Here is a 20,457-nt window from a genome sequence, read left to right on the forward strand (position 1 = left end):
AATCATTTTTTTTCACGCATGGCTTGATGGATTTCCGTGGCTAAGAAGGGGATGGTCGCCAACAACAACGTGGGCACCCATTCCTTTAACGTCATAAAGGAAACGCTGAAAAGCGTGCGCAAGAACGGAATGTAGAGCACAATCAGTAGCAGGAATACGCCGACGAGAATGGCCATATTCATGGACTTATTGGAGAACCATCCGATTTCTCCCATGGTATGCGTATCGGAACGCGCCGCCATCGCTCGGAAAAGCTCCGCCAAAATCAAGGTCGAGAAGGTCATGGTGCGGCCTTCGGCCAATTTTTCGGTCACCGGTTAATCCATGTCCGAAATAGAAGTAACCGATCGCAAATGCGGCAAGCGTGGCTACGCCAATGGCAATGGCCTGCACGATGATGGACCCCATCTCATGCTTACCGATGATGGCTTCAGCGGGATCGCGCGGTTTTTCATTCATGACGCCTTCCTCACCGGGCTCCATACCCAGCGCTAGCGCCGGCAACGAATCCGTCACCAGATTCAGCCACAGGAGCATAATGGGCGAAAGTGGGGTGGGGAATCGAAAACCACTGTTAGAGAATACCAGAAAGAGGTCAATAATCATAGCCACAGCCACAACAATTACTTCTCCGATATTGCAGGACAAAAGGAAATTGACGAATTTTTTGATATTGGCAAAGATGATACGGCCTTCTTCTACGGCATTGACGATGGTGGCAAAGTTATCGTCGGTCAGAATCACATCCGCCGTATTCTTGGCAACGTCCGTACCGGTGATGCCCATGGACACACCGATGTCGGCACGCTTGATGGCGGGCGCATCGTTGACGCCATCGCCGGTCATGGCCGTAATTTCACCATTGGCTTTCAGCGCATCCACGATTTGCACTTTATTCTGCGGCGAAACACGGGCGAAAATGCGCTTTTCTTTGACCACCTGCTGCACCTCTGCCTCCGACATCTCGTTCAGTGCAGCGCCCATGATGGCTTGGGACTTGTCCTCGGCAATTCCTAAATCTTTACCGATCGCATATGCCGTTTCCAGATAATCGCCGGTGATCATAATGGTGGTAATACCGGCCGTCTTTGTCTCTTGAATGGCCGCTTTCACCTCTTTACGCGGCGGATCGATCATACCGGTCAAGCCGACAAATACCATATCGCGTTCGACAGTTTCGGGCACCTGACGGTCCTTTTCCGGCAATTCTTCCCAGCTGCGATAGGCATAGGCCAGGCAACGCAGTGCCTGCTGGGCATATTCCGAGTTTTTGGCCAAGAGCCGTTCGCGAATCTCGGGCGTCAGCGGTTTTTCTTCCCCATCCAAGAGAATGCGATTGCAGTAGTTAATCACAATATCCGGCGCACCCTTCGTAAAGGAAGCGATGGCATTTTCGAAGTAGTTTTCATTGAACGTGGTCATCATCTTGCGGTTGGAGTCGAAAGGAATTTCATCCACACGCGGACTGCGCAAAGCCAGCTCTTCCGGCACAATGCCCGCTTTTTGCGACATCGTAAGCAGCGCACCTTCCGTCGGATCGCCGATGACCGTGTTGCCTTTTTCTTCATCCGACACAATTTTGGCATCGTTGGCGGAAGCCGCAATGACAATGAGTGTTTCCAGCATTCGATCGTCTGCCGTAGTGACCTTTTTACCATCAAAGAACAGATCGCCCACCGGGGAATAGCCGATGCCGGTCACGTCCAAATCCTGTCCGTTGGCAAAAATTTTCGTGACGGTCATTTCATTTTGCGTGAGCGTACCGGTCTTATCCGTACAGATCACCGTTGTTGTTCCCAGCGTTTCAACGGAGAGCAATTTTTTCACAATCGCATTGCGTGTGGCCATACGGTTCATCCCGAGCGATAGCACAATGGTCACCACCGCCGTCATGCCCTCCGGAATGGCCGCAACACCCAGCGATATGGCCGTCATGGCAATGCGTAAAATTTGTTCGCCGCTGATGAGTCCCAGCACAAAGACGAAGGCCGAAACAGCCAACACCATGTTACCGAGGACCTTAGACAGCTGGTTGAGCTTACGCTGCAGTGGCGAGGACTCCTCTTCATACGCTTGAATCGTAGACGCAATTTGTCCGATTTCTGTGGCGTGTCCCGTCGCAATGACGATACCCTTTCCGTGTCCATAGGTGACGATTGTTGATGAAAACGCCAAGTTCTCTCGATCACCGATGCCGCGCTCGTCGGAAAAGAGCGCATTTGCGTCTTTTTCAGCCGCCACGGATTCGCCCGTAAACGACGATTCATCAATTTGTAAGTTGGACGATTCAAACAGACGCAAGTCTGCCGGCACAATATCGCCGGTTTCCAGCAATACCACATCCCCGGGCACCAGCTCTTCGGCCTTGACGCTGACGGGCTTTCCGTCGCGCAGTACCTTGGCATTTGGGGAACTCATTTTCTGTAGTGCCGCTACAGAATCTTCGGCTTTGCCTTCCTGATAGATAGATAGGATCGCATTTAAGATCACAATGGCAATGATGATTAACGCTTCAATCGCGGAATCGGTCAGAGCAGATAGCACGGCAGCCGCAATCAAAATTAAAACGAGCGGGTCTTTAATTTGGTTGAGAAGCTTCGTACTTAACGGAACGCGCTTGGCTTCCTCTAATTTATTCAACCCGTAACTTTCCAGGCGCTTGGGTACGTCAGTAGAGACCAAGCCCGTTGTTCGGTTGGTTTTTAGTTCCTGTTCCACCGCTTCAGCGGATTTTTGATACCATTCCATAGGTCCTCCTTATGTTCGGATGTCGGTTCATTGCACAGGCGACCATCCTGCCACAATTCCCTTAGCAGGGGCCGTTTGTTACATTGAGTCTCGCTTACCTGCCCAAGCAGGTCTCGAACCGAACATAAAATGTCGAGCTGACGATTCGATATTCATAAGCTACTCCCTCGTCCCTTTATTATAGCCAAAAACTGGGATTTACGAAAATAATCGGCAGGCGAGCGATGTGTAGCACTATACGGGATTCTTTTCGTACCTTTTTCGCCTGTGGTACAATAGCCGCGTATCTTACGAACTAGAAAGAAGGTTGCATGAAGCTGCGCTCTCTGGCTTCCGGCTCGAGCGGAAATAGTGTTCTTGTACAAAGTGAACAAACAACGATTCTCATTGATGCCGGATACAGTGCTAAGAAAATAGATCAGTTATTGCGCCAGGCAGGAACATCGGCGAAAAAAGTGGATGCCATTTTGGTCACGCATGAGCATTCGGATCATACGGCAGGCCTGGGCGTTCTGACGCGACGCTTTCATATTCCCATTTATGCCAATGAAAACACGTGGCTGGCAATGGAAAAGAAGGTCGGGCGGCATCGGGATCGGGATCACGTGGTGATTCGCAATCAACGTGTTTTTGAAATCGGCGACTTAGAAATTCTGCCCATCCCCATTCATCATGACTGCGCGGATCCGGTCGGCTACGTGATTCGTCATGGCAACGAAAAAATCTCTATTTTGACGGATACGGGGTTCGTGGATCGGACTATTCTGGAAGCGATGCGCGGCTCCGATCTTTATTATTGGGAAGCCAACTACGAAGACTTGCTCTTACAGCAGGGACCGTATTCGCCATGGTCCAAGAAACGCATTGCTTCTGAGCTGGGGCACCTATCCAATCGTCAATCGGGAGAAGCCCTTTGCGAAGTGCTGGAAGGCCGCGGTGAAGAGGTACTGCTGGCGCATATGTCTAACAATAATAATACGGCGCTATGCTGCCTAAACACGGTCTCGGAGGTGTTGGTGGAAAATGGCTTTGCTGTGGGAAGCACTGTTCATGTGGCGGTGGCGCCTCGCTTTGAACCGTCGGAGGAACTGTCAACAGAGCGCGTGCGTGAACGCAGCCTGGTGAAAACGTCGGAAGAAAGTACGACGGAGCCATTACTTTCCTTGGCCACACCGGAAGGCGGCCGGGCATGAATATTACGATTATTGCGGTAGGCACGGTAAAAGAATCCTTTTATGCGCAAGCGGTGGAAGAATATGTCAAACGGCTGAAACCGTATGCGCAGGTGAAGATTCAAGAAATCGCGGAGGAACCGCGACCGGACAAGGCTGGTGAAAAACTGGTGGAGCGGGCGCTCGAAAAGGAAGCGGAGCGCATTCGAAAAGTATTGCCGAAGGGCAGCTGCGTGGTGAGTCTCTGCGTGGAGGCTAAGCAAGAGGACAGTCTTAAATTTTCAAGACATCTGGCGGAATGGGCAGAAGAAGGCGGTGCACAGATTACCTTTATTATAGGAGGCAGCGATGGTCTGGCACCGGAGATAAAGGCGCTGGGCAAGAAAGTGTCGTTTTCTCCAATGACATTTCCGCATACGCTCATGCGCGTCATTTTATTGGAACAGATTTATCGGGGCTTTCGGATATTGCACCATGAGCCCTATCATAAATAGATGAGGAGTTCGAAAACGATGGAGGATTGGACGAAGGAAACGCTTTTGAAACAGTGGGAGGCCTTGTCGCAAAAAAGCACTGTTCCCGAACAAAGCATCGACATAGATTTAGAAACGGTTCCGCAGACGGTGCTGTCTGCTGAAGCGTTACAGAAAATTTGGGAAGAACGGCGCAAAACAGTTCCGGAAGAATTTCATGTTACCGTGGAACTGGAAGCAGGAGAGACACACGAAGAGGCCGTCGCCCGGATGTATCCGGAAACATATCGCCTGTTCGGACAAGGTCTGGCATCCAAAAAAGATATCGAACATGCCATTCAAACGACCTACCGCGGCCGTTTGGTCTCCAAATTTCATAAAGCTCTCAAGACCTATGATATGCTGCAGCCCGGCGATGTCGTGGGCGTGGCCATTTCAGGCGGAAAGGACAGTTTGCTCTTAGCAAAACTGTTTCAATCCTTGGTGCGCTATTCGAAAGTGCCTTTTGAAGTGCGCTTTTTAGCGATGGACCCCGGCTATGCGCCCCTAAATCGCGAGCGGTTGCTGTTTAATTTGTCGTGGCTTGGGATTCCCGCTACGGTGTATCGCTCGGATATTTTCCAAGTGGCGGACGAAATTGCCGAAACACCCTGCTATCTTTGCGCCCGGATGCGTCGCGGCTTCCTCTATGACCGCGCGCAACAGTTGGGATGCAATAAATTGGCGCTGGGGCATCATTTTAACGACGTCATTGAAACCACGTTATTAAATGTGCTGTGGTCGGCCAATTATAAAAACATGATGCCCAAAATTGTGGCAAGAAATTTTAATAACATGGAGCTGATTCGCCCCTTGTATTTTGTCGAAGAACAAAGTATTATCGCCTGGCGCGATATGGCGGGACTAAAGCCCCTGGATTGCGCCTGCGTCGTGACGCAGCACAAGGTGGATTCACAGCGTCGCAATATTAAGGCATTAATCCAGATGCTCAAAACCCTTAACCCCAATGTAGAGAAGTCGATATTGCGCAGCGGCGAGAATGTTGCGCTGGATGCCATTCTGGGCTACACCCTGGATGGGAAGAAACATTCCTTTATGGAACACTATAATCAGGAGGATGCATGGAAGCAGTTTTAAATGTGCTCAAAGTGACCCTATTGTCGATCATTGAAGGCGTCACGGAATTTTTACCGATCAGCTCGACAGGACACTTGATTTTGGCCAACGAATGGATTCGTCTGGAACCGCAGAGCTTTTCCAATGCGTTCAATATTATTATTCAGCTGGGCGCCATTTTATCGGTGGTGGTTCTATACTGGAATCGTCTGAACCCCTGGCAAAGCGAAGATCCGCACTTTGCGATTCGTCCCAAACGCTATGATCGCTGGAATACGCAGACGAAACTCTACTATCGTTTGACCCATGTGGATAAGCGCACCATGGCGCTGTGGTTGCGCGTTTTAGTGGCAGTGATCCCTTCCGCTGTTATCGGCATCCTTTTTGATGACATCATTGATGCACATCTGATGACCACACCAGTCGTCACAATTACCCTTCTGGTTTACGGTATCATCATGATCTTTGTCGAAGAATGGAACAAAAAACGGCATACGACGCGTTATGAAGATCCGCTGGATTTTTCCCTTCAGACGGCGTTTTGTATCGGTTTGTTTCAATGCTTGGCGCTCATCCCGGGCACATCCCGCTCGGCGGCAACCATTATCGGAGCGATGGTGCTAGGCAGCTCGCGCATAGCCGCGGCGGAATTTAGCTTTTTTATGGCCATCCCGTCCATGATGGGGGCGACGCTTTTGAAAGTAATCAAGAACGTGCATGCCTTTTCTATCGGCGAATGGCTGCTCATCGCATTGGGCTTTGCTATTTCCTTCCTTGTTGCCTATGTGGTCATTAAAAAATTCATGGACTATATTCAGAAAAAAGACTTCAAAGCGTTCGGTCTCTATCGCATTGCGCTGTCCGGACTGCTCATGCTTTATATGCTTTTGGGAATGTGATAAGATATTCTCACCGGTTGCGCATACGGTGCGCGCCGGTGAGAATTTTATCTATTGTAGGAGGAAAGAATGGACCAAGGTGTCGCGGACCCTGGAACCGGGAGTTCGGCTTTTATATTTCAGTTACTTTTAATGGTCGTATTGATCATTGTCAATGCTTTTTTTGCCGCGTCGGAAATGGCGCTGGTTTCGGTGGATGCGAATCGATTAAGAGAACGTCGCGATGAGGGTGATAAGCGCGCGCATCGCATTCTGCAATTGCTGGAAGATCCGTCCCATTTTCTCTCCATGATACAGATTTGCATTACATTGGCGGGATTCTTCAACTCGGCAAGTGCTGCCACGGGACTGGCGGGCTATTGGGGAAATATTCTGGCCTCTATCGGCGTTCCCAGTGCCAAAGGCGTAGCCACCATCACCATTACGATACTTCTTTCTTTATTGACCATTATTTTCGGTGAATTGGTGCCGAAACGATTGGCCTTACAAAATGCGGAAAATTTTTCGAACCAATCCATCGGTATTTTATGGTGGTGTTCCAAACTCTTGAAGCCTTTTGTATATTTCCTGTCTTGGTGCACGAATGGCGTGTTACACCTGATGGGTGTGGAAATGGATGCCATGGAAGAGAAAGTCACTCTGTCGGACATTAAGTCTTTGGTGCAGGTGGGCCAGAGCCAGGGCATGATCAATAAAGATGAAGGCGAAATGATCAACTCCATTATTTCCTTCGACGATAAGTCGGCGGAAGACATCATGACGCCGCGTACGGAAGTGTTTGCCATTGATATCAATGATCCCTATACGGAATACATTGATGAGCTGTTGACCGTACGCTATTCGCGCATCCCGGTTTATGACGACGAGATTGATAATATCGTTGGTATTCTTTATATCAAAGATTATTTGCAGGAGGCCTACAGCGCCGGCTTTGAGAATATTTCGGTACGCAAGATCATGCGCCCCGCGTATTTTGTGCCGGAACGCAAGAATGTCAATGAGCTCTTTAATGAAATGCGCGAAGATAATTTCCATTTGGCCATTCTGATTGACGAGTACGGCGGCTTTTCCGGTATTGTGACCATGGAAGATCTGCTGGAGGAGATTGTCGGTGACATTGACGATGAATTTGACCAGGATGAACCGGAAATTGAAAAGATCAGCCGCAATACCTATTATGCCAAAGGCACGCTCTCCATTAAGGAGCTGAATTTTAATACCGATTCGAATTTTGATGAAGAAACCGAAGACTACGATACGTTGGGCGGTTTGCTGTTCTTTCTCATGGGTCGAATTCCGGAAGATAAGGAACGCCCCTTCATCGAATACCAGGGGATGCGTTTTAAAATTGAGAAGATAGAAAACAAGCGCATTCAATGGGTGCGCATTGAATTTGATCCGCAGGCATGGAAGAAGGAACAATTAAAACGTGCGGCGGCGCAAGAAGAACGCTAATATTCTGTAACGCGTGGCGAAGGAGCCGGTATGCAGGAAGAGAAGAAAAACCGATTTTCTTTACAAAATATGCCCCGTCCCTTGCTTTTGGGGGCGGGCGTTCTTATCGTGCTGTTCGTGCTGAGCGTTCTTTTTTTGCTACCGAAATCGCCAGGCCAAAGCGGCAATGCGGTAGCGCTGCATTTTTCGGACGCCTGGAAAGATGTCGGCGCCATTGACGGCTGTCTGTTTTTTCGCGAAGGATCGCATCTTACCGCTTTTGATCGCAGTGGAAAACGCTGGGAAGCCAATCTTTCTTCGCAGAGCAAAATTGCCTACGGGGAAAAGCTCTATGTGTTGGAAGCAACGGGAAAACTCCGAGTCGTCAACCCCCAAAACGGGCACGTGGAGCGAACCGTCTCCCTGCCCGGCGTGCGCGGGTTAATAGCGGTCGAAGCACAAGCATTTTCACCTGCTGCACTTATGGGCGTTAAAGCGGATCGCTTCCTGCTTTTGAACGCAGACGGAGCGGTCGAGTCCGTGCAAAAGACAACAGGCACACCGGGTCTCTATGTCCCTTCCAAAAATGGTGCGGCTTGGACGGAAGAGGGGAATGATGAGGCGTTCACCGCGGAGGGTACCATTCCGATGGACCCGGCACTTTCTCCATTGCTAACCGGCAGTGAGGATCCTGTGCGTGGGGTGCTGAAGAAGAAAGAGGAGCAGAGCGCACTTTTTCAATGCGCAGGCCCCGAACCCTTTACGCGTCTGCTTTGGACGGGAGAAAACAGCATCTTGGCAGCCCAAGGAAATCGCCTGTTTTTCATCTGTGACAACACCATTAAGCATGTCGTCGATTGTACCAATACATGGGACGTTGTCGTGATGGACAAGAACATCTGGGTGATGGATGGGCGCACGCTTACGAGCTATTCGGCGGAAGGAGAAAAGCAAAAATCGCAAACCTTGGATTTTGACGCCCAGCGTTTGATTTCCAGCGGATCTTCCTTGGTAATCCTGGGAAAAAATCGCCGTCTGAGGATCGACGGAGAGCGTAAAACGGTTGAGGACACGCAGGAATTTGTGCGCGCCCTGCCGCAAGCGGACGGCTCGCATCTCGTGATTTACCGTGAATCTTTTCTGGTTATGCCCCGATAAGAAGGAGGCAGGATGGCTTTATTGGCACAAAAACTGCATATGCTCACAGGGCTCCCTTTGCTGGCGAGTCGCGTTCTCCTAGCGATGGCAGTGTTGCTTTTCACCTGGGCGTTGCTTGCTGCAGGCAGTCGGCTTTTGCATCGCTTTATTGAGGAAGGCACGGATTTGCCGAAAAAAGCGCGTTTTCGCACGTTCTACTTTTTGCTTTATAACGTGCTTCGCATTGTCGTTTGGATGTATGCGATTGCTTTCATCTTAGATACTTTTGGCATTCATACCGCTTCTGTTTTAACGGCCGCTGGTATCGGCGGTATTGCGATTGCCTTGGGGGCCCAATCCGTTGTCAACGATGTTATTTCCGGTGCCTTATTGCTGCTGGACAATTATATGAACGTCGGCGACTATGTAGCACTCAAAGATGGTGTCGTCGGTGAGGTGCAGGAAATTCGTCTGCGTCACACCATCGTACGCGGCTACACCGGCATGCGCTACATGGTGCCCAATTCAAAAGTGCAGGTGATTACCAATTACGGCAAGGGACCGTTGCAAGCGGACGTGACTGTAGAAGTGCCCTACAGCGTTTCACCCGAAACCGTAAAACAGCTGGTGCAGGATGTCAGCCACCGCATAAAAACGCAGCATGCCAAGGAATTCGTGACGCTGCCTTACTTTATTGGCGTTGATAAATCAAATGCACTCACCTATACCGTTGCGGTAGGTGCCCGTACGGATATTAAGCATTTTTGGTCTGCCGCACGCCTGGTGCGCGCGTTGCTCATTGAGGCACTGCAAAAGGAAAGTGCCTGTTACGAGGGAACGTGGCCATCGGTGGCAATCCCTGCAACGCATACGGCAACAACGCAAGAGACAGGAGTAAAAAAGCCATGATGGACGTTCAAGTCGGCGATGTGGTACAGCTTAAAAAGCCACATGCCTGTGGCAACAACGCATGGACGGTACGGCGCACCGGCATAGAATTTCGGCTGTGCTGTAATGGCTGCGGACAAGACTTATGGATGTCGCGACGCGACTTCGAAAAGCGATTTCGCCGCATCCGTCGTGACCAAAATCAGTAACAGTTATTCAATGCGGTGAATCTTCACTGCCGCACTATGTTTTACAATGGAATCCCGAGACGGTAGCGTTTCTGCTGCAAAGGTGGCGTTAGCACACCCTTGTGCGGCCGGAAACGCTTTTTTTGCTTCATTGGTGCGCATATAATTGCCGATAAACCCGGCGATATGTGCCATATTGGCATAATCGGACGAAACGACAGGCAACTGTGGTCCATCGGCTTGAAAAACGGCGCCCTGCGTCACAAAAAAGGAACCGTCTTCTTCCAGATCCACCAACACATTTTGCGCGCCGCGTTTTCGCAGCTCTTTCGCATAGCCGATGGCTTCTTGTTGGGTGACGACGTCCTTATCAAACAGCTCCGCTAAATCGTCACAATTCGGCGTGATAAGCAACGGCTTTCGACGCAATTGATTTTGCATGGCGGATGTCTCCACAATGGGCAAAAAAGCAGCACCGTTGACCGTTGCAATATCAAACATGCGTTCATAGATAGATTCATTTAAATTTTGCGGCAGCGATCCTGCCACGACCAGGTAATCCCCTTCCCGAATGCGCGATAAATAGTAGAGCAAATCATTGACTTCCGGTTCGGAAATGTCGGAGCCATGGCCTGAAATGCGTGTTTCCACGCCGTTAATCCACAATGTCATATTAAGGCGTGTATTGTTTTTCACCCGAATAAAATCATTTAAAATGCCTTCTTCTTCCAAAATATCTTCCACGTAGGAACCGGTTTGTCCGCCGATAAAGCCGGTGGCGGTGGTGGGCACGTCCAGCGTATGAAGGATGCGGGAAATGGTAAGCGCTCGTCCGTCCACCGACAGACATTCTTCCCGAGATGCATTCACCGTGCCGGGCACAAGAGCATCCAAGCGGGTGACGAAATCCACCGAGGGGTTCAAAGTAACGGTATAGATCATAGGCCCTCCTTTACATGGTTGCGGCAGAACCGCACATTGTTTATTGTACCATGCTACGCCGGTTTTAAAGCATTTTGCGAAGCCTTAGGCGACATCTCTTCTTCGCGATTGCCGGCACGCGGGCGCACCACTTCCATATGGGGGGAAAGATAGAGCGGCATCGTCGCGCGTGCGGTGTCCAGATCTGCCGGTGCATCAGCAGAAAGGGTGGCCGACCCGATGACTTTTGTTCCGTAACGCGTCCGAAGCTCTTCTACGGCCTGCCCCACACGTTCCCAGCGATCGTGCCGTCGGATGTCCGAAAAAAATCGTGTCTGTATCGCGTCATACGCCGGCCGCAACTGCGTGGCAAACAGTGTCATAGCGCGTACGGGACGCTGTACATCCCATAGCGCAAGCGCCAAAGGTGTGGCTTCCTGCGAAAGCGATGGTGCGCTCTGCGAGGGGTAGGGCAGGCGCTTAGTGGCATGGGTGGAAAAAAGTTCACAATTGCGCACCCATACAGCAATCCCTTCCGCTGCCAATCCGGCCCGGACCAGACGCTGCTGTACTTGATCCGCTAATTGCAGCATAGCGACGGTAATTTCTCGCTCTGTTTTTAAATCATGCGGAAACGTGGTGCCGCAGCTGATGCTCTTTTCCACCGGTCGGAACCCGTAGGGCATAACGGGGGTGGTATCCTTGCCCTGCGCGGCCAATTGCAGGCGGACACCATTGCTGTGGAAGCGATGATGGATGAGGTGCGGATCGGCTTGGGCCAGCGCACCGATGGTACGAATGCCGAAGGCGTGCAGCGCCCGTGTGGTCTGTTGTCCCACAAAAAGCAGACTTTCGACCGGCAGCGGCCACACCGTTTCGTGAAAATTGGAGGCATCCAGTAAGGTCTGCGCATCAGGCTTTTTGAGATCACTGCCGAGCTTCGCAAAGATTTTATTATCGCTGACGCCGATCGAAACCGTAACGCCCAGCTCCTTGCGAATGCGCCGCCGTATCTTTTGCGCAATTTCCCATCCGTCGCCAAACAGGCGCTGCGAACCGGTCACATCCAGCCAACATTCATCCATACCAAAGGGTTCCACAAGATCCGTAAAGTCCAAATAAATGCTTTGCGCCAGCTTTGAGTAGGTATGGTATCGCGCAAAGTGCGCTTCCACGGTGATCAACTCCGGACATTTTTGTTGTGCCTGCCAGATGACCTCACCCGTTTTCACACCCTTTCGCTTTGCCTCCGGCGATTTGGCCAGAATGATGCCGTGTCGTTCCTCAACCGAGCCGGTGACGGCCATGGCTTTCCCGCGCAACGACGGATCGTAGGCCTGCTCGACAGAGGCGTAGAAGCTGTTCATGTCCACATGGAGAATATGGCGTTGCATAGAGCCTCGTTTCTAAGGAGAGCGATAGGGACGGATGCGTCCAGCAACCATCGCCGGATTTCGTAAAATCGACATATCGCGAAGCGGCAGAGAACTTGACAAATATTGCCGGCGCATTACAATAGAAGAAGATAATCTTCACATTGCATAGTCAGTATACGCAGGTAAACTGCGCTTGTCAAGGGAAAAAGGAAGAATAACTTCTTAGAGCGGGGGGAGAATATGAAGTTTGGGGAAAAAGTACGCGCCTTGCGGGAAGAGAAGGGGATGACGCAGAAAGATCTGGCGGAAGCGTTACAGGTCTCCACTCGTACGGTGGTGAGTTATGAACGCGGTCAGAGCTATCCGAAGCAGAGAAGGGTGTATGACCGTTTGGCATCGCTTTTTGATGTGGAGACCAATTATTTATATATGGAAGATGAAGCGGCGGGACAAACCGGAGCGTCGGCCGAAATTCCGTTGCAAGGGACGGATCGCGAGGCAGCGGAGCGTCTTGTGCAGCAGGCCGGTGTGCTTTTTGCCGGCGGCAGGCTCTCCGAAGAGGATAAGGATGCCGTGATGCGCGCATTGCAGGATGCCTATTGGCAGGCACGGCAGGAGAAAGCCCAAGAGGATCGCCATGCGCATTGAGGAGCAAGTGCAGGCGCTGGTTCGAGAATATCAAACGAGCGACCCCGAGGAATTGGCCAGGGCGTTGGGCATGCGTCTCTATGAGCGATCGGATTTTCACCAGCTGGCAGGGATGTTTGCACGTGTGGCGGGACGAAGCTGTATTTTTCTGAATGCCTCGCTTGACGACGATCGCCGCCGCCTGATTCTGGCGCATGAGTTGGGCCATGCGGTGTTACATGGTGCGCAGGAAGACGGCGTACAGGACGTTGTGGCGTTTACATTGCTCAATATGACCGACCGCGAAGAATACGAAGCCAATGTATTTGCGGCGCATTTGCTGTTGGATGAGGCAGAAGTGCATCGTCTGGCCGAAGAAGGCTATGACATTGTCTCGCTAGCTAAGATGCTGCATACGGACATCAATCTTTTGCTGATTAAATTACACGAAATGCAGAAGAAGGGGTACGCTATGCGCTTGCCGGAAAAACCGCGGGCGAATTTTTTGGAAGGTTAAGGCGCAAGACGATTTGGAGGTAGTCATGAAAAAGACCGGAAAATTTTATGCAGCGGTGCTGTTTACGATCCTCGCAGCAGCCGGGCAGATTGCGTATAATTTCACACTGATCCCTTTGTTTGAAGCGTTGCTGGCGGGAAATTTATCCGGCGTTTTCCGAGCTTTTTTACTGATGGCGGCAGTGCTTGTCTTAATGGTGGCAACGCTTTGTCTGCAGGAATATTTCCAGGGCATGGCGGTCGCGGATACGCAGCGGGTGATGCGCAGCAATATTATTGCAAATCCGCAGAAATATGAAATCTCAAATTTGATTAACGATATGGATTTATTGGAGAAGAATTATTTGCTGCCGTATTTTTCGCGCGTGCAGATCATCAGCAATTTCGTTTTTTGTTTGGCTTCATTGCTGTATTTGCATTGGCTTTTAATTGTATTAGGCGGCGTATCCTTTGTCATAATGATGTTCTTATCGCAACGGTTGGGGCCATTTTCTAAAAAAATGATTGAAGAATATGCGCAGGACAATGAGCGTTTTGTCCAAGAAGTGACGGATTTTCATCAGGGCAGACGCGAATATCTGTTGTTCCGTCTGCTGCGCCGTTTTCGCCATTTGCAGGAGGGGATTTTCAAGCAATATTATCTCGACACCATGCGCTATAAAACCCGCAATGTCTTTGTACAAGGGGCATCCATGGGCGTGAATTTAGTCGCGCAGATTATGAATCTGGTCGCCTGTGCGGCGATGGTGACGGCGGGGTTATTGTCGCCGGGGGCATTTTTGACCGCCGGCAACCTTGTGGGGCAGCTGTTCAACTCCATTGGTGAGCTGCCGCAATTACAGAGTAAGATGAACGGCGCGAAGGCGCTCGTCGAGAAATACGCGCGGGAAACGATGACGCAAGACCCGCAATTGGCGGTCTGTGAGAAACAAATCGCGCTGAAACAGATCGAAAAAGCCTTCGGCGCAAAGACAATTTTTCAAAATTTATCCGTTTCCTTCACGTTGGGCCAAAAATATCGCTTGGTCGGTCCCAGCGGTTGCGGGAAGTCAACGCTCTTGCAGATGATCTACGGGAATGTGCCATGGGATGGCGGGGAGATTGCGCTGGATGGCCATGTACAAAGCCCGTATCAGGGCGCGGAAAACATGGCGTATATTTCGGAGAAGAACTATTTGTTTGAGGCGTCCATTGCGTTTAATATGACGCTCGGTGAGGACTATCCGACAGACGAGGTTGAAGCCGTGGCCAAATCTTGCGGCATTTTGAACTTTGCGGGGGAAGAGGGACTCAACTATCGCATTGAAGAGAATGGAGAGAATATCTCCGCCGGAGAAAAGCAACGCATCATTTTAGCACGCGCCCTGCTGCGCAAGAAAAATATTCTGCTTTTTGACGAAGTGACCAGTCACTTGGATCCGATGAGCGCCCGTGAAATTGAAGAGCGCATTCTGAAAGATCCGAAACTGACGGTGCTGTTTGTCAAGCATGGGGACGTAGAAATGGATGCGCTGTTTGATGAAGTGATAGCCATGGATAAAGTGCAGGCGCCAATGGAGACACAGGCCACCGTGGAAGGATAAAATGCATAATAGGTAAGATTCATAATACAAGAGGCGGCGGCCTTCGCAATGCGAAGGCGCGCCGCCTTTATGATTCCATAGTTTCGTTTGTGGCTATGGACGTACGTGGTTATTTTGTTTTTTCTTTCAGGCGCACAAAAAGCTGCTTATTGCCAAATTCAGAGACGGCACGATGGGCCACTTCAAATTCATGAAAGGATTCAATGAAGGTGACAAGCTTCTGATGGCCATAGTTACGTACGTCAAAGTCCGGGAAGCGCTTGGAGAGTTGATTGCCCAAGTTAGCCAAGGAGATCCAATCCTCCTCATCGGAGTTTTCACGCACAATGCTGCGCAATGCTTTTCGTATGGCCAAAATGGTCGTTTGCGGGCGCGGCACGTCGCGCTTGCCGTTTTTTTTGGCATCGCCACAGGATTTGGAATCGTTGTTGCGCCCTTTTTTCCATTCCTTTCGGCTCAGAAGGGCCACATCCTTGTGCTCACCGGAATCACCGGTAACCGCTTCATTCGCTTTGCCAATGGATTTTACGTGCGGCTTGCTTACGGATCCTTCGGCCACATGGAGCGACTTTACATTGGGCGCTTTACCGGCATCGTGCTCATGTCCCTCTTCCTCTTCCGCTTCTGCGTGGGAGGCAAACAGGATATCCAGATATTTAAACGTATTGCAGGCCGAGATAAAGGCGTTGGGCGTCTTACTTTCGCCCATGCCGATGACGGTCATGCCCGATTCGCGCAAGCGCGAAGCCAAGCGGGTAAAATCGCTGTCGGAAGAGACGAGGACATAGCCGTCTACCGATAACGTATAGAGAATGTCCATCGCATCGATAATCATGGCCGAATCGGACGAATTTTTTCCTTCCGTATAGCTGTATTGCTGAATGGGGGTGATGGAATTGTCCAGCAGCACCTCTTTCCATCGATTGTTGCGGGTGCTGGTCCAGTCGCCGTAAATGCGGCGATAGGTTGAAATGCCGTAATTCGACACTTCGTCAAAGATGATTTGGATGTATTTCGGCGAAATATTTTCCGCATCGATCAATACTGCAAATCTTGTTTCATCGCTCATAATCCACCTTTTCTTCCAGTTTACTGAATTGATAGCTGATCCCGATGCCCACGAGAAGCATGACTAAGCCGAAGAGCACGGCAATCGGTAAAGAAAGCTGTGCTTTGGCCAGGCCTTGCGGCGTGAGAGCCGGGAAGATGATCGCCGGGAAGATACCGAAGGTCGAACCGACAACCATGCCTAAAATGGCATGGAACAGCGGTGCGTAGTGATGTCGGAAACACCAGGCGACAACTTTAGAGAAGAGGATGATGCATAAAACGGCGCCTGCTGCAAAGGGGATCAGCATGCTGAAATCCACGGCAGCAATGGAAGCAGCCATCTTGTCATAGAGTCCGAAATAGATCAAAAAGTTCGAAGGACTCATGCCCGGGATGATAAAGCCGAAGGCAACCAGCACGCCCGAGAAAAACCAAACCACCGGGTTCGGGGTCATGGCGGGCAGGTTCGAGCCGAAGGACATTAAGACGACGAGCAGAACGGCACAGACGACAAGAATAACCAGATCAGAAGTCTTGCGTCCTTCTTTGCCTGCCTGTCGATAGAGGCTCGGGAAGGTGCCGATCACAAACCCTAGGAACAGGCACACAAATTGCGCTTCATATTGTCCGAAGGCTTTTTCCACAAAGACGGAAAACAGAAAAACACCCAGCAGTCCGCCGATGCCGATGGGAACGAAGTAGCGCACATTGCGCCAGAATTCCTTGCGGATATTTGCCAGAAAAGCAATCATCGGTTGGTAAATGCCGAAAATCACGGAAAGCACCCCACCCGAGAGGCCGGGCAAAATAGCACCGATGCCGACGAGCGTCCCTTTGATCAAACGGATCAATAGTGACGCCGGATCGGAGCCTTCATTGGGCAGCTTGGTCTGCGAGGCGTTTGCTATGTTTTGTTCTTTCATGCCTCATCCTCCGATGGATCGCCAGAGACCTCGTTTTTTGCCGTGGCATCCTTTTGTGTAGCAGGAATAATACGGGCGGGTACCCCTACGGCCGTTGCGCCGGCCGGCACATCGTGCATGACCACAGCCCCGGCACCGATTTTGGCGCCATCGCCGATATGAATGGGGCCGAGCAGGGTCGCATTGGCACCGATCAGAACGTGATTGCCCACGATGGGGTGACGCTGGCCCTGAATGGATTCGACACCGCCCAACGTGACACCGTGATACATGTGCACAAAATCACCGATTTTTGCTGTCTCGCCGATCACAACGCCCATGCCGTGATCGATGAAGAAACATCGCCCAATCTCTGCGCCCGGATGAATCTCAATGCCCGTACGATTGCGGGCATCTTGGGAAATACGTCGCGCTTCATAGAACTCGCCGCGCAAATAAAATTCATGCGCAATATCATAACTGGCCAGCGCGTCCGTAATGGGATACAGGTTGGTGGCTTCTTCAATGGAACGGCAGGCAGGGTCGAGTTCCATAATATAGGCCGCCTGCTCTTTCCAATCTCTTTTTTTCATGCTCAGTCCTCTTGAAATAAAGCCGTTGACATATAACGCTCACCCAAATCGGGTAAAACGGTAACGACTTTCCCTTCCACATCGTTCAAAGCCTGAAGCGCGGCAACAACATTCGCGCCGGACGAAATACCGACCGAAAGGCCTTCTTCTGCAGCTAAGCGGCGAGACATGGCAATCGCATCATCACTCGCTACCGAGTATATCCCGTCCAGGATACTCTTGTCTAAGTTTTTCGGGACAAAGTTACCGGAAATGCCCTGAATCTTATGGGATCCAGCATGGCCTTCACTGACCAGAGGCGATTCCTTCGGTTCCAGACCAAAGACGCGAAAGCCTTGGATGTGCTCTTTCAGGAATCTGCCGACACCCGAAATCGTACCGCCCGTACCGAAACCGGATACGAAAGCCGCTGCATCCGGCAAGGCTTCATAGATCTCCGGCCCCGTGGTTTCATAATGTGCCTTTGGGTTGGAGGGGTTTGTGAATTGATCCGGCATATAGGCATTGCCTTCTGCAACGCGCTTCTTTGCTGCATCCACAGCCCCCTGTAGAGCACCTTCCGTGGTCAGCGTGACCTTGGCGCCGAAGGATTGCATCAGACGCACACGCTCTTTGGACATGGATGCCGGCATAAACAACTCCACCGGATAACCCAATTGCTTACCGATCAGTGCCAGCGCAATGCCGGTATTTCCTGACGTCGGCTCTACAATGGTCATACCCGGCTTGAGATCGCCACGTTCAATTGCATCGCGAATCATATAGTACGCCGGACGATCCTTAATGCTGCCGCCCGGATTTGTTTTTTCTACCTTGACGTAAATCCTGCCGTCTCCGATGTGCTGTAATTGCACGAGTTTCGTGTTACCGATAGTCTCTATCACTTTCATGACAACCTTCTTTCTTTCTTTCTTTCTCTATTTCCGTTACTGCTTAAATCGCGGCCATCTCCTGAAAGAGGTGATTTTTAACGATTGGTTCAATGGTACCCAATTTCTTTGGCCTCCATTGATTTTGACCATTCTAGCAGAAGGATAAAGGGGAAATATGTCGTTTTCCTAAAATTTTCCCGTCACGATGGCGCATCACGGGTTTAGGATTTTCCAAAAGCGGCGTGCAAGCCGCGTTTTAGAAAAGATCCTCTCTTCAGGATGTTTCCGCGCTAAGTTTGTGATATAATATGCCGCGTTACGGGGTGTAGCGCAGTTCGGTAGCGCACTTGTCTGGGGGACAAGGGGTCGCAGGTTCAAATCCTGTCACTCCGATGGGAAGGGAATGGCTTGAAATCATTGATTTCAAGCCATTTCTGTTTTTGCAATGCAGTATGGCAATCGGTTGACATGGCGCATGGCTATCCAGTATGCTCGAAGAAATAGAAATATAAAAGAGGAGAAAGTTGGCAAGGAGTCTGGCATGGGCAAAATTTTAAAAAATATGGCAGGCTTTAGTTTAGGCCCGATTTTTTCGGGGCTGATCGCTATTGTTCAAATTCCGCTTCTGACGCGCCTTTTGACGCCGGAAAGCTATGGTTTATTTACCTTTTTTAAACTCCTGTTGCTGCAAATTCCGCGCATTCTTTGCATTGGCATGGATCAGGCCTTTGCCAGAGAATTTCACAGCGCACAGGATCGTCGCCGCACCTTTCAACAGGCGATATTGCCGGCATTGCTGGTGGGTGTGTTATTTTTTCTGCTGAGCATCCTATTCGCCAAGCCCATTTCACGCTGGGCATTTCATACGGAAAAAGATGCGTTACTGATCATATTCGGCAGTTTGTGGGCACTCATCAATATCATTGAAAGCTTTGTTCTGTTTTTGGTGCGTATGCAGGAACGCGGCTTTGATTTTTCAAAGATTACCGCCGGGGCCAAGCTCTTCACCTTTTTACTGACCGTTATCCTGCTGGTCACCTATCGCAAGGACTATGTGGGCGCTGCGATGGGCATGATTTTTGGCAATATCCTTTATGATCTGTTTCTCCTTTATCAATATCGTGAGTTTTTTGACTTTCGGGGATTTCAATGGGATCGCGTGCTGTTTAAGAGAATGTGGCTCTACGCCTATCCCTATATTTTAGATTTCGCCCTCTCCTCATTATTGAACAGTTTAGGAAATTTAACCCTACACGGCATTCAGGTGCCGGGCAGTCTGGCTATTTATAATGCAGCCTTGAGCATTGCCAGTGTCTTTAGCTTGATAACAGCCGCCTTTACAGGATTTTGGTTTCCGATTTCCATTCGTTGGCATGAAGAACATAAAAGTCAAAAACAATTTTCTTTTGTGGCGGATGTACTGTTATTGGTCATGAGTGCAGCCTTTGTATTGGCGTTATTGGGTAGCATGCTCTTGCCCTTCGTCTTAGGCAAAAATTACAGTGCGGTATCCACGATATTTGGCCTGGTGAGCTTGCAACCCATTTTTCTTGTGTTGTCGGAGACGACGGTGCTGGGCATTACCTTTGCACGCAAAACAAAGTACAATCTGGCAATCCGACTCTGTATCTTTTTTCCCACGCTGCTTGCCAATATGACATTGACGCCTTTATGGGGGTATCGCGGTGCAGCGCTGGCGTTGGCTATTTCACAGGTGGTCTTTTATATTGCCCGCACCTATTTTTCGAAACGATCGGGCTTTTGGATTCCGCAGAAAAAGCAGGCTGTCGTTATGACCGGTCTGTTTTTAATGGCCAATTATTGGGCCTTTGCAGGAGCTTTTAAAGTCCTTGTGCTAGGTGTGGCGTTCTTGTTCATGCTATATTTCCAAAGAGGGACAATCCGCGATATTCATGCGGTGTACAAGAAAAAAGAGGTGCTGGATTTCTGAGTATAGCGCAA

General features: G+C 50.3%; 20 protein-coding genes and 1 tRNA gene. 13 read left to right on the forward strand and 8 right to left on the reverse strand.

Annotated features, from left to right (window positions below):
• Window positions 1-2: 2 nt before the first annotated feature.
• Both BN98_RS08675 and BN98_RS06640 read right to left on the reverse strand, forming a co-directional pair.
• The gene (locus BN98_RS08675) at window positions 3-284 is read right to left on the reverse strand and encodes a cation transporting ATPase C-terminal domain-containing protein (protein WP_338045871.1); all 282 of its coding nucleotides are present in this window, start codon (window positions 282-284) and stop codon (window positions 3-5) included.
• Window positions 187-2,748, reverse strand: a complete 2,562-nt coding sequence (locus BN98_RS06640) for a cation-translocating P-type ATPase (RefSeq protein WP_277352326.1) — start codon at window positions 2,746-2,748, stop codon at window positions 187-189. Before BN98_RS06640 ends, BN98_RS08675 begins: the two co-directional genes overlap by 98 nt.
• Before the next feature lie 311 nt (window positions 2,749-3,059).
• On the opposite strand from BN98_RS06640, the gene BN98_RS06645 reads away from it, so the two are divergent.
• The 8 genes from BN98_RS06645 to BN98_RS06680 all read left to right on the forward strand — a co-directional run bounded on the left by BN98_RS06645 (window position 3,060) and on the right by BN98_RS06680 (window position 10,076).
• Entirely contained in the window at window positions 3,060-3,941 is an 882-nt protein-coding gene (locus BN98_RS06645; protein WP_019190684.1) for an MBL fold metallo-hydrolase, read from the forward strand.
• Complete coding sequence (gene rlmH / locus BN98_RS06650) at window positions 3,938-4,414, forward strand: 23S rRNA (pseudouridine(1915)-N(3))-methyltransferase RlmH (protein ID WP_019190685.1); 477 nt, start codon at window positions 3,938-3,940, stop codon at window positions 4,412-4,414. The genes BN98_RS06645 and rlmH overlap by 4 nt, the downstream gene beginning before the upstream one ends.
• A gap of 18 nt (window positions 4,415-4,432) precedes the next feature.
• Window positions 4,433-5,530: a tRNA 2-thiocytidine biosynthesis TtcA family protein gene (locus tag BN98_RS06655; protein ID WP_019190686.1), complete on the forward strand. Its 1,098-nt coding sequence runs from the start codon at window positions 4,433-4,435 to the stop codon at window positions 5,528-5,530.
• A complete protein-coding gene (locus BN98_RS06660) occupies window positions 5,515-6,408 on the forward strand; it encodes an undecaprenyl-diphosphate phosphatase (RefSeq protein ID WP_019190687.1) in 894 nt (297 codons plus the stop codon). The genes BN98_RS06655 and BN98_RS06660 overlap by 16 nt, the downstream gene beginning before the upstream one ends.
• A gap of 69 nt (window positions 6,409-6,477) precedes the next feature.
• Window positions 6,478-7,863: a hemolysin family protein gene (locus BN98_RS06665; RefSeq protein WP_019190688.1), complete on the forward strand. Its 1,386-nt coding sequence runs from the start codon at window positions 6,478-6,480 to the stop codon at window positions 7,861-7,863.
• Between the two features lie 30 nt (window positions 7,864-7,893).
• Complete coding sequence (locus tag BN98_RS06670) at window positions 7,894-9,000, forward strand: hypothetical protein (protein ID WP_019190689.1); 1,107 nt, start codon at window positions 7,894-7,896, stop codon at window positions 8,998-9,000.
• A gap of 12 nt (window positions 9,001-9,012) precedes the next feature.
• The gene (locus tag BN98_RS06675) at window positions 9,013-9,888 is read left to right on the forward strand and encodes a mechanosensitive ion channel family protein (RefSeq protein WP_019190690.1); all 876 of its coding nucleotides are present in this window, start codon (window positions 9,013-9,015) and stop codon (window positions 9,886-9,888) included.
• A complete protein-coding gene (locus BN98_RS06680; RefSeq protein WP_019190691.1) occupies window positions 9,885-10,076 on the forward strand; it encodes a DUF951 domain-containing protein in 192 nt (63 codons plus the stop codon). The genes BN98_RS06675 and BN98_RS06680 overlap by 4 nt, the downstream gene beginning before the upstream one ends.
• Window positions 10,077-10,079: 3 nt before the next feature.
• Here BN98_RS06680 and BN98_RS06685 read toward each other — a convergent pair whose 3' ends face one another.
• Together BN98_RS06685 and BN98_RS06690 are read right to left on the reverse strand one after the other, a co-directional pair.
• Window positions 10,080-10,997 (reverse strand): 1-phosphofructokinase family hexose kinase, encoded by a 918-nt coding sequence (locus tag BN98_RS06685; protein ID WP_019190692.1) that lies wholly within the window; start codon window positions 10,995-10,997, stop codon window positions 10,080-10,082.
• Between the two features lie 53 nt (window positions 10,998-11,050).
• Entirely contained in the window at window positions 11,051-12,370 is a 1,320-nt protein-coding gene (locus tag BN98_RS06690; RefSeq protein ID WP_019190693.1) for a DNA polymerase Y family protein, read from the reverse strand.
• A gap of 222 nt (window positions 12,371-12,592) precedes the next feature.
• Between BN98_RS06690 and BN98_RS06695 the strand changes: the two genes are divergently transcribed.
• Genes BN98_RS06695 through BN98_RS06705 form a run of 3 tightly spaced genes read left to right on the forward strand, consistent with a single transcriptional unit; the run spans window position 12,593 to window position 15,078 of the window.
• Window positions 12,593-13,000 (forward strand): helix-turn-helix transcriptional regulator, encoded by a 408-nt coding sequence (locus BN98_RS06695; RefSeq protein ID WP_019190694.1) that lies wholly within the window; start codon window positions 12,593-12,595, stop codon window positions 12,998-13,000.
• On the forward strand, window positions 12,990-13,496 hold the full coding sequence (locus tag BN98_RS06700) for an ImmA/IrrE family metallo-endopeptidase (RefSeq protein WP_019190695.1): 507 nt from the start codon (window positions 12,990-12,992) through the stop codon (window positions 13,494-13,496). Before BN98_RS06695 ends, BN98_RS06700 begins: the two co-directional genes overlap by 11 nt.
• Window positions 13,497-13,521: 25 nt before the next feature.
• On the forward strand, window positions 13,522-15,078 hold the full coding sequence (locus BN98_RS06705; protein WP_019190696.1) for an ATP-binding cassette domain-containing protein: 1,557 nt from the start codon (window positions 13,522-13,524) through the stop codon (window positions 15,076-15,078).
• A gap of 109 nt (window positions 15,079-15,187) precedes the next feature.
• On the opposite strand, the gene BN98_RS06710 is transcribed toward BN98_RS06705, so the two are convergent.
• The 4 genes from BN98_RS06710 to BN98_RS06725 are packed head-to-tail and all read right to left on the reverse strand — an operon-like array spanning window position 15,188 to window position 18,513.
• A complete protein-coding gene (locus BN98_RS06710) occupies window positions 15,188-16,147 on the reverse strand; it encodes an NYN domain-containing protein (protein WP_019190697.1) in 960 nt (319 codons plus the stop codon).
• Complete coding sequence (locus BN98_RS06715) at window positions 16,137-17,051, reverse strand: DUF368 domain-containing protein (RefSeq protein ID WP_019190698.1); 915 nt, start codon at window positions 17,049-17,051, stop codon at window positions 16,137-16,139. The genes BN98_RS06710 and BN98_RS06715 overlap by 11 nt, the downstream gene beginning before the upstream one ends.
• On the reverse strand, window positions 17,048-17,623 hold the full coding sequence (gene epsC, locus BN98_RS06720; protein ID WP_019190699.1) for a serine O-acetyltransferase EpsC: 576 nt from the start codon (window positions 17,621-17,623) through the stop codon (window positions 17,048-17,050). The genes BN98_RS06715 and epsC overlap by 4 nt, the downstream gene beginning before the upstream one ends.
• Before the next feature lie 2 nt (window positions 17,624-17,625).
• Window positions 17,626-18,513 carry a PLP-dependent cysteine synthase family protein gene (locus BN98_RS06725; protein WP_019190700.1) on the reverse strand — a complete coding sequence of 296 codons (888 nt, stop codon included), beginning with the start codon at window positions 18,511-18,513 and terminating at the stop codon, window positions 17,626-17,628.
• A gap of 301 nt (window positions 18,514-18,814) precedes the next feature.
• Between BN98_RS06725 and BN98_RS06730 the strand changes: the two genes are divergently transcribed.
• Both BN98_RS06730 and BN98_RS06735 read left to right on the forward strand, forming a co-directional pair.
• Window positions 18,815-18,888: transfer RNA gene (locus BN98_RS06730), tRNA-Pro, on the forward strand.
• 148 nt (window positions 18,889-19,036) lie between these two features.
• The gene (locus tag BN98_RS06735) at window positions 19,037-20,446 is read left to right on the forward strand and encodes a lipopolysaccharide biosynthesis protein (protein ID WP_019190701.1); all 1,410 of its coding nucleotides are present in this window, start codon (window positions 19,037-19,039) and stop codon (window positions 20,444-20,446) included.
• The last annotated feature ends 11 nt before the right edge of the window (window positions 20,447-20,457 follow it).

It is taken from the genome of Levyella massiliensis (assembly GCF_000308275.2).
GTDB classification, from domain to species: Bacteria; Bacillota; Clostridia; order Tissierellales; family Peptoniphilaceae; genus Murdochiella; species Murdochiella massiliensis_A.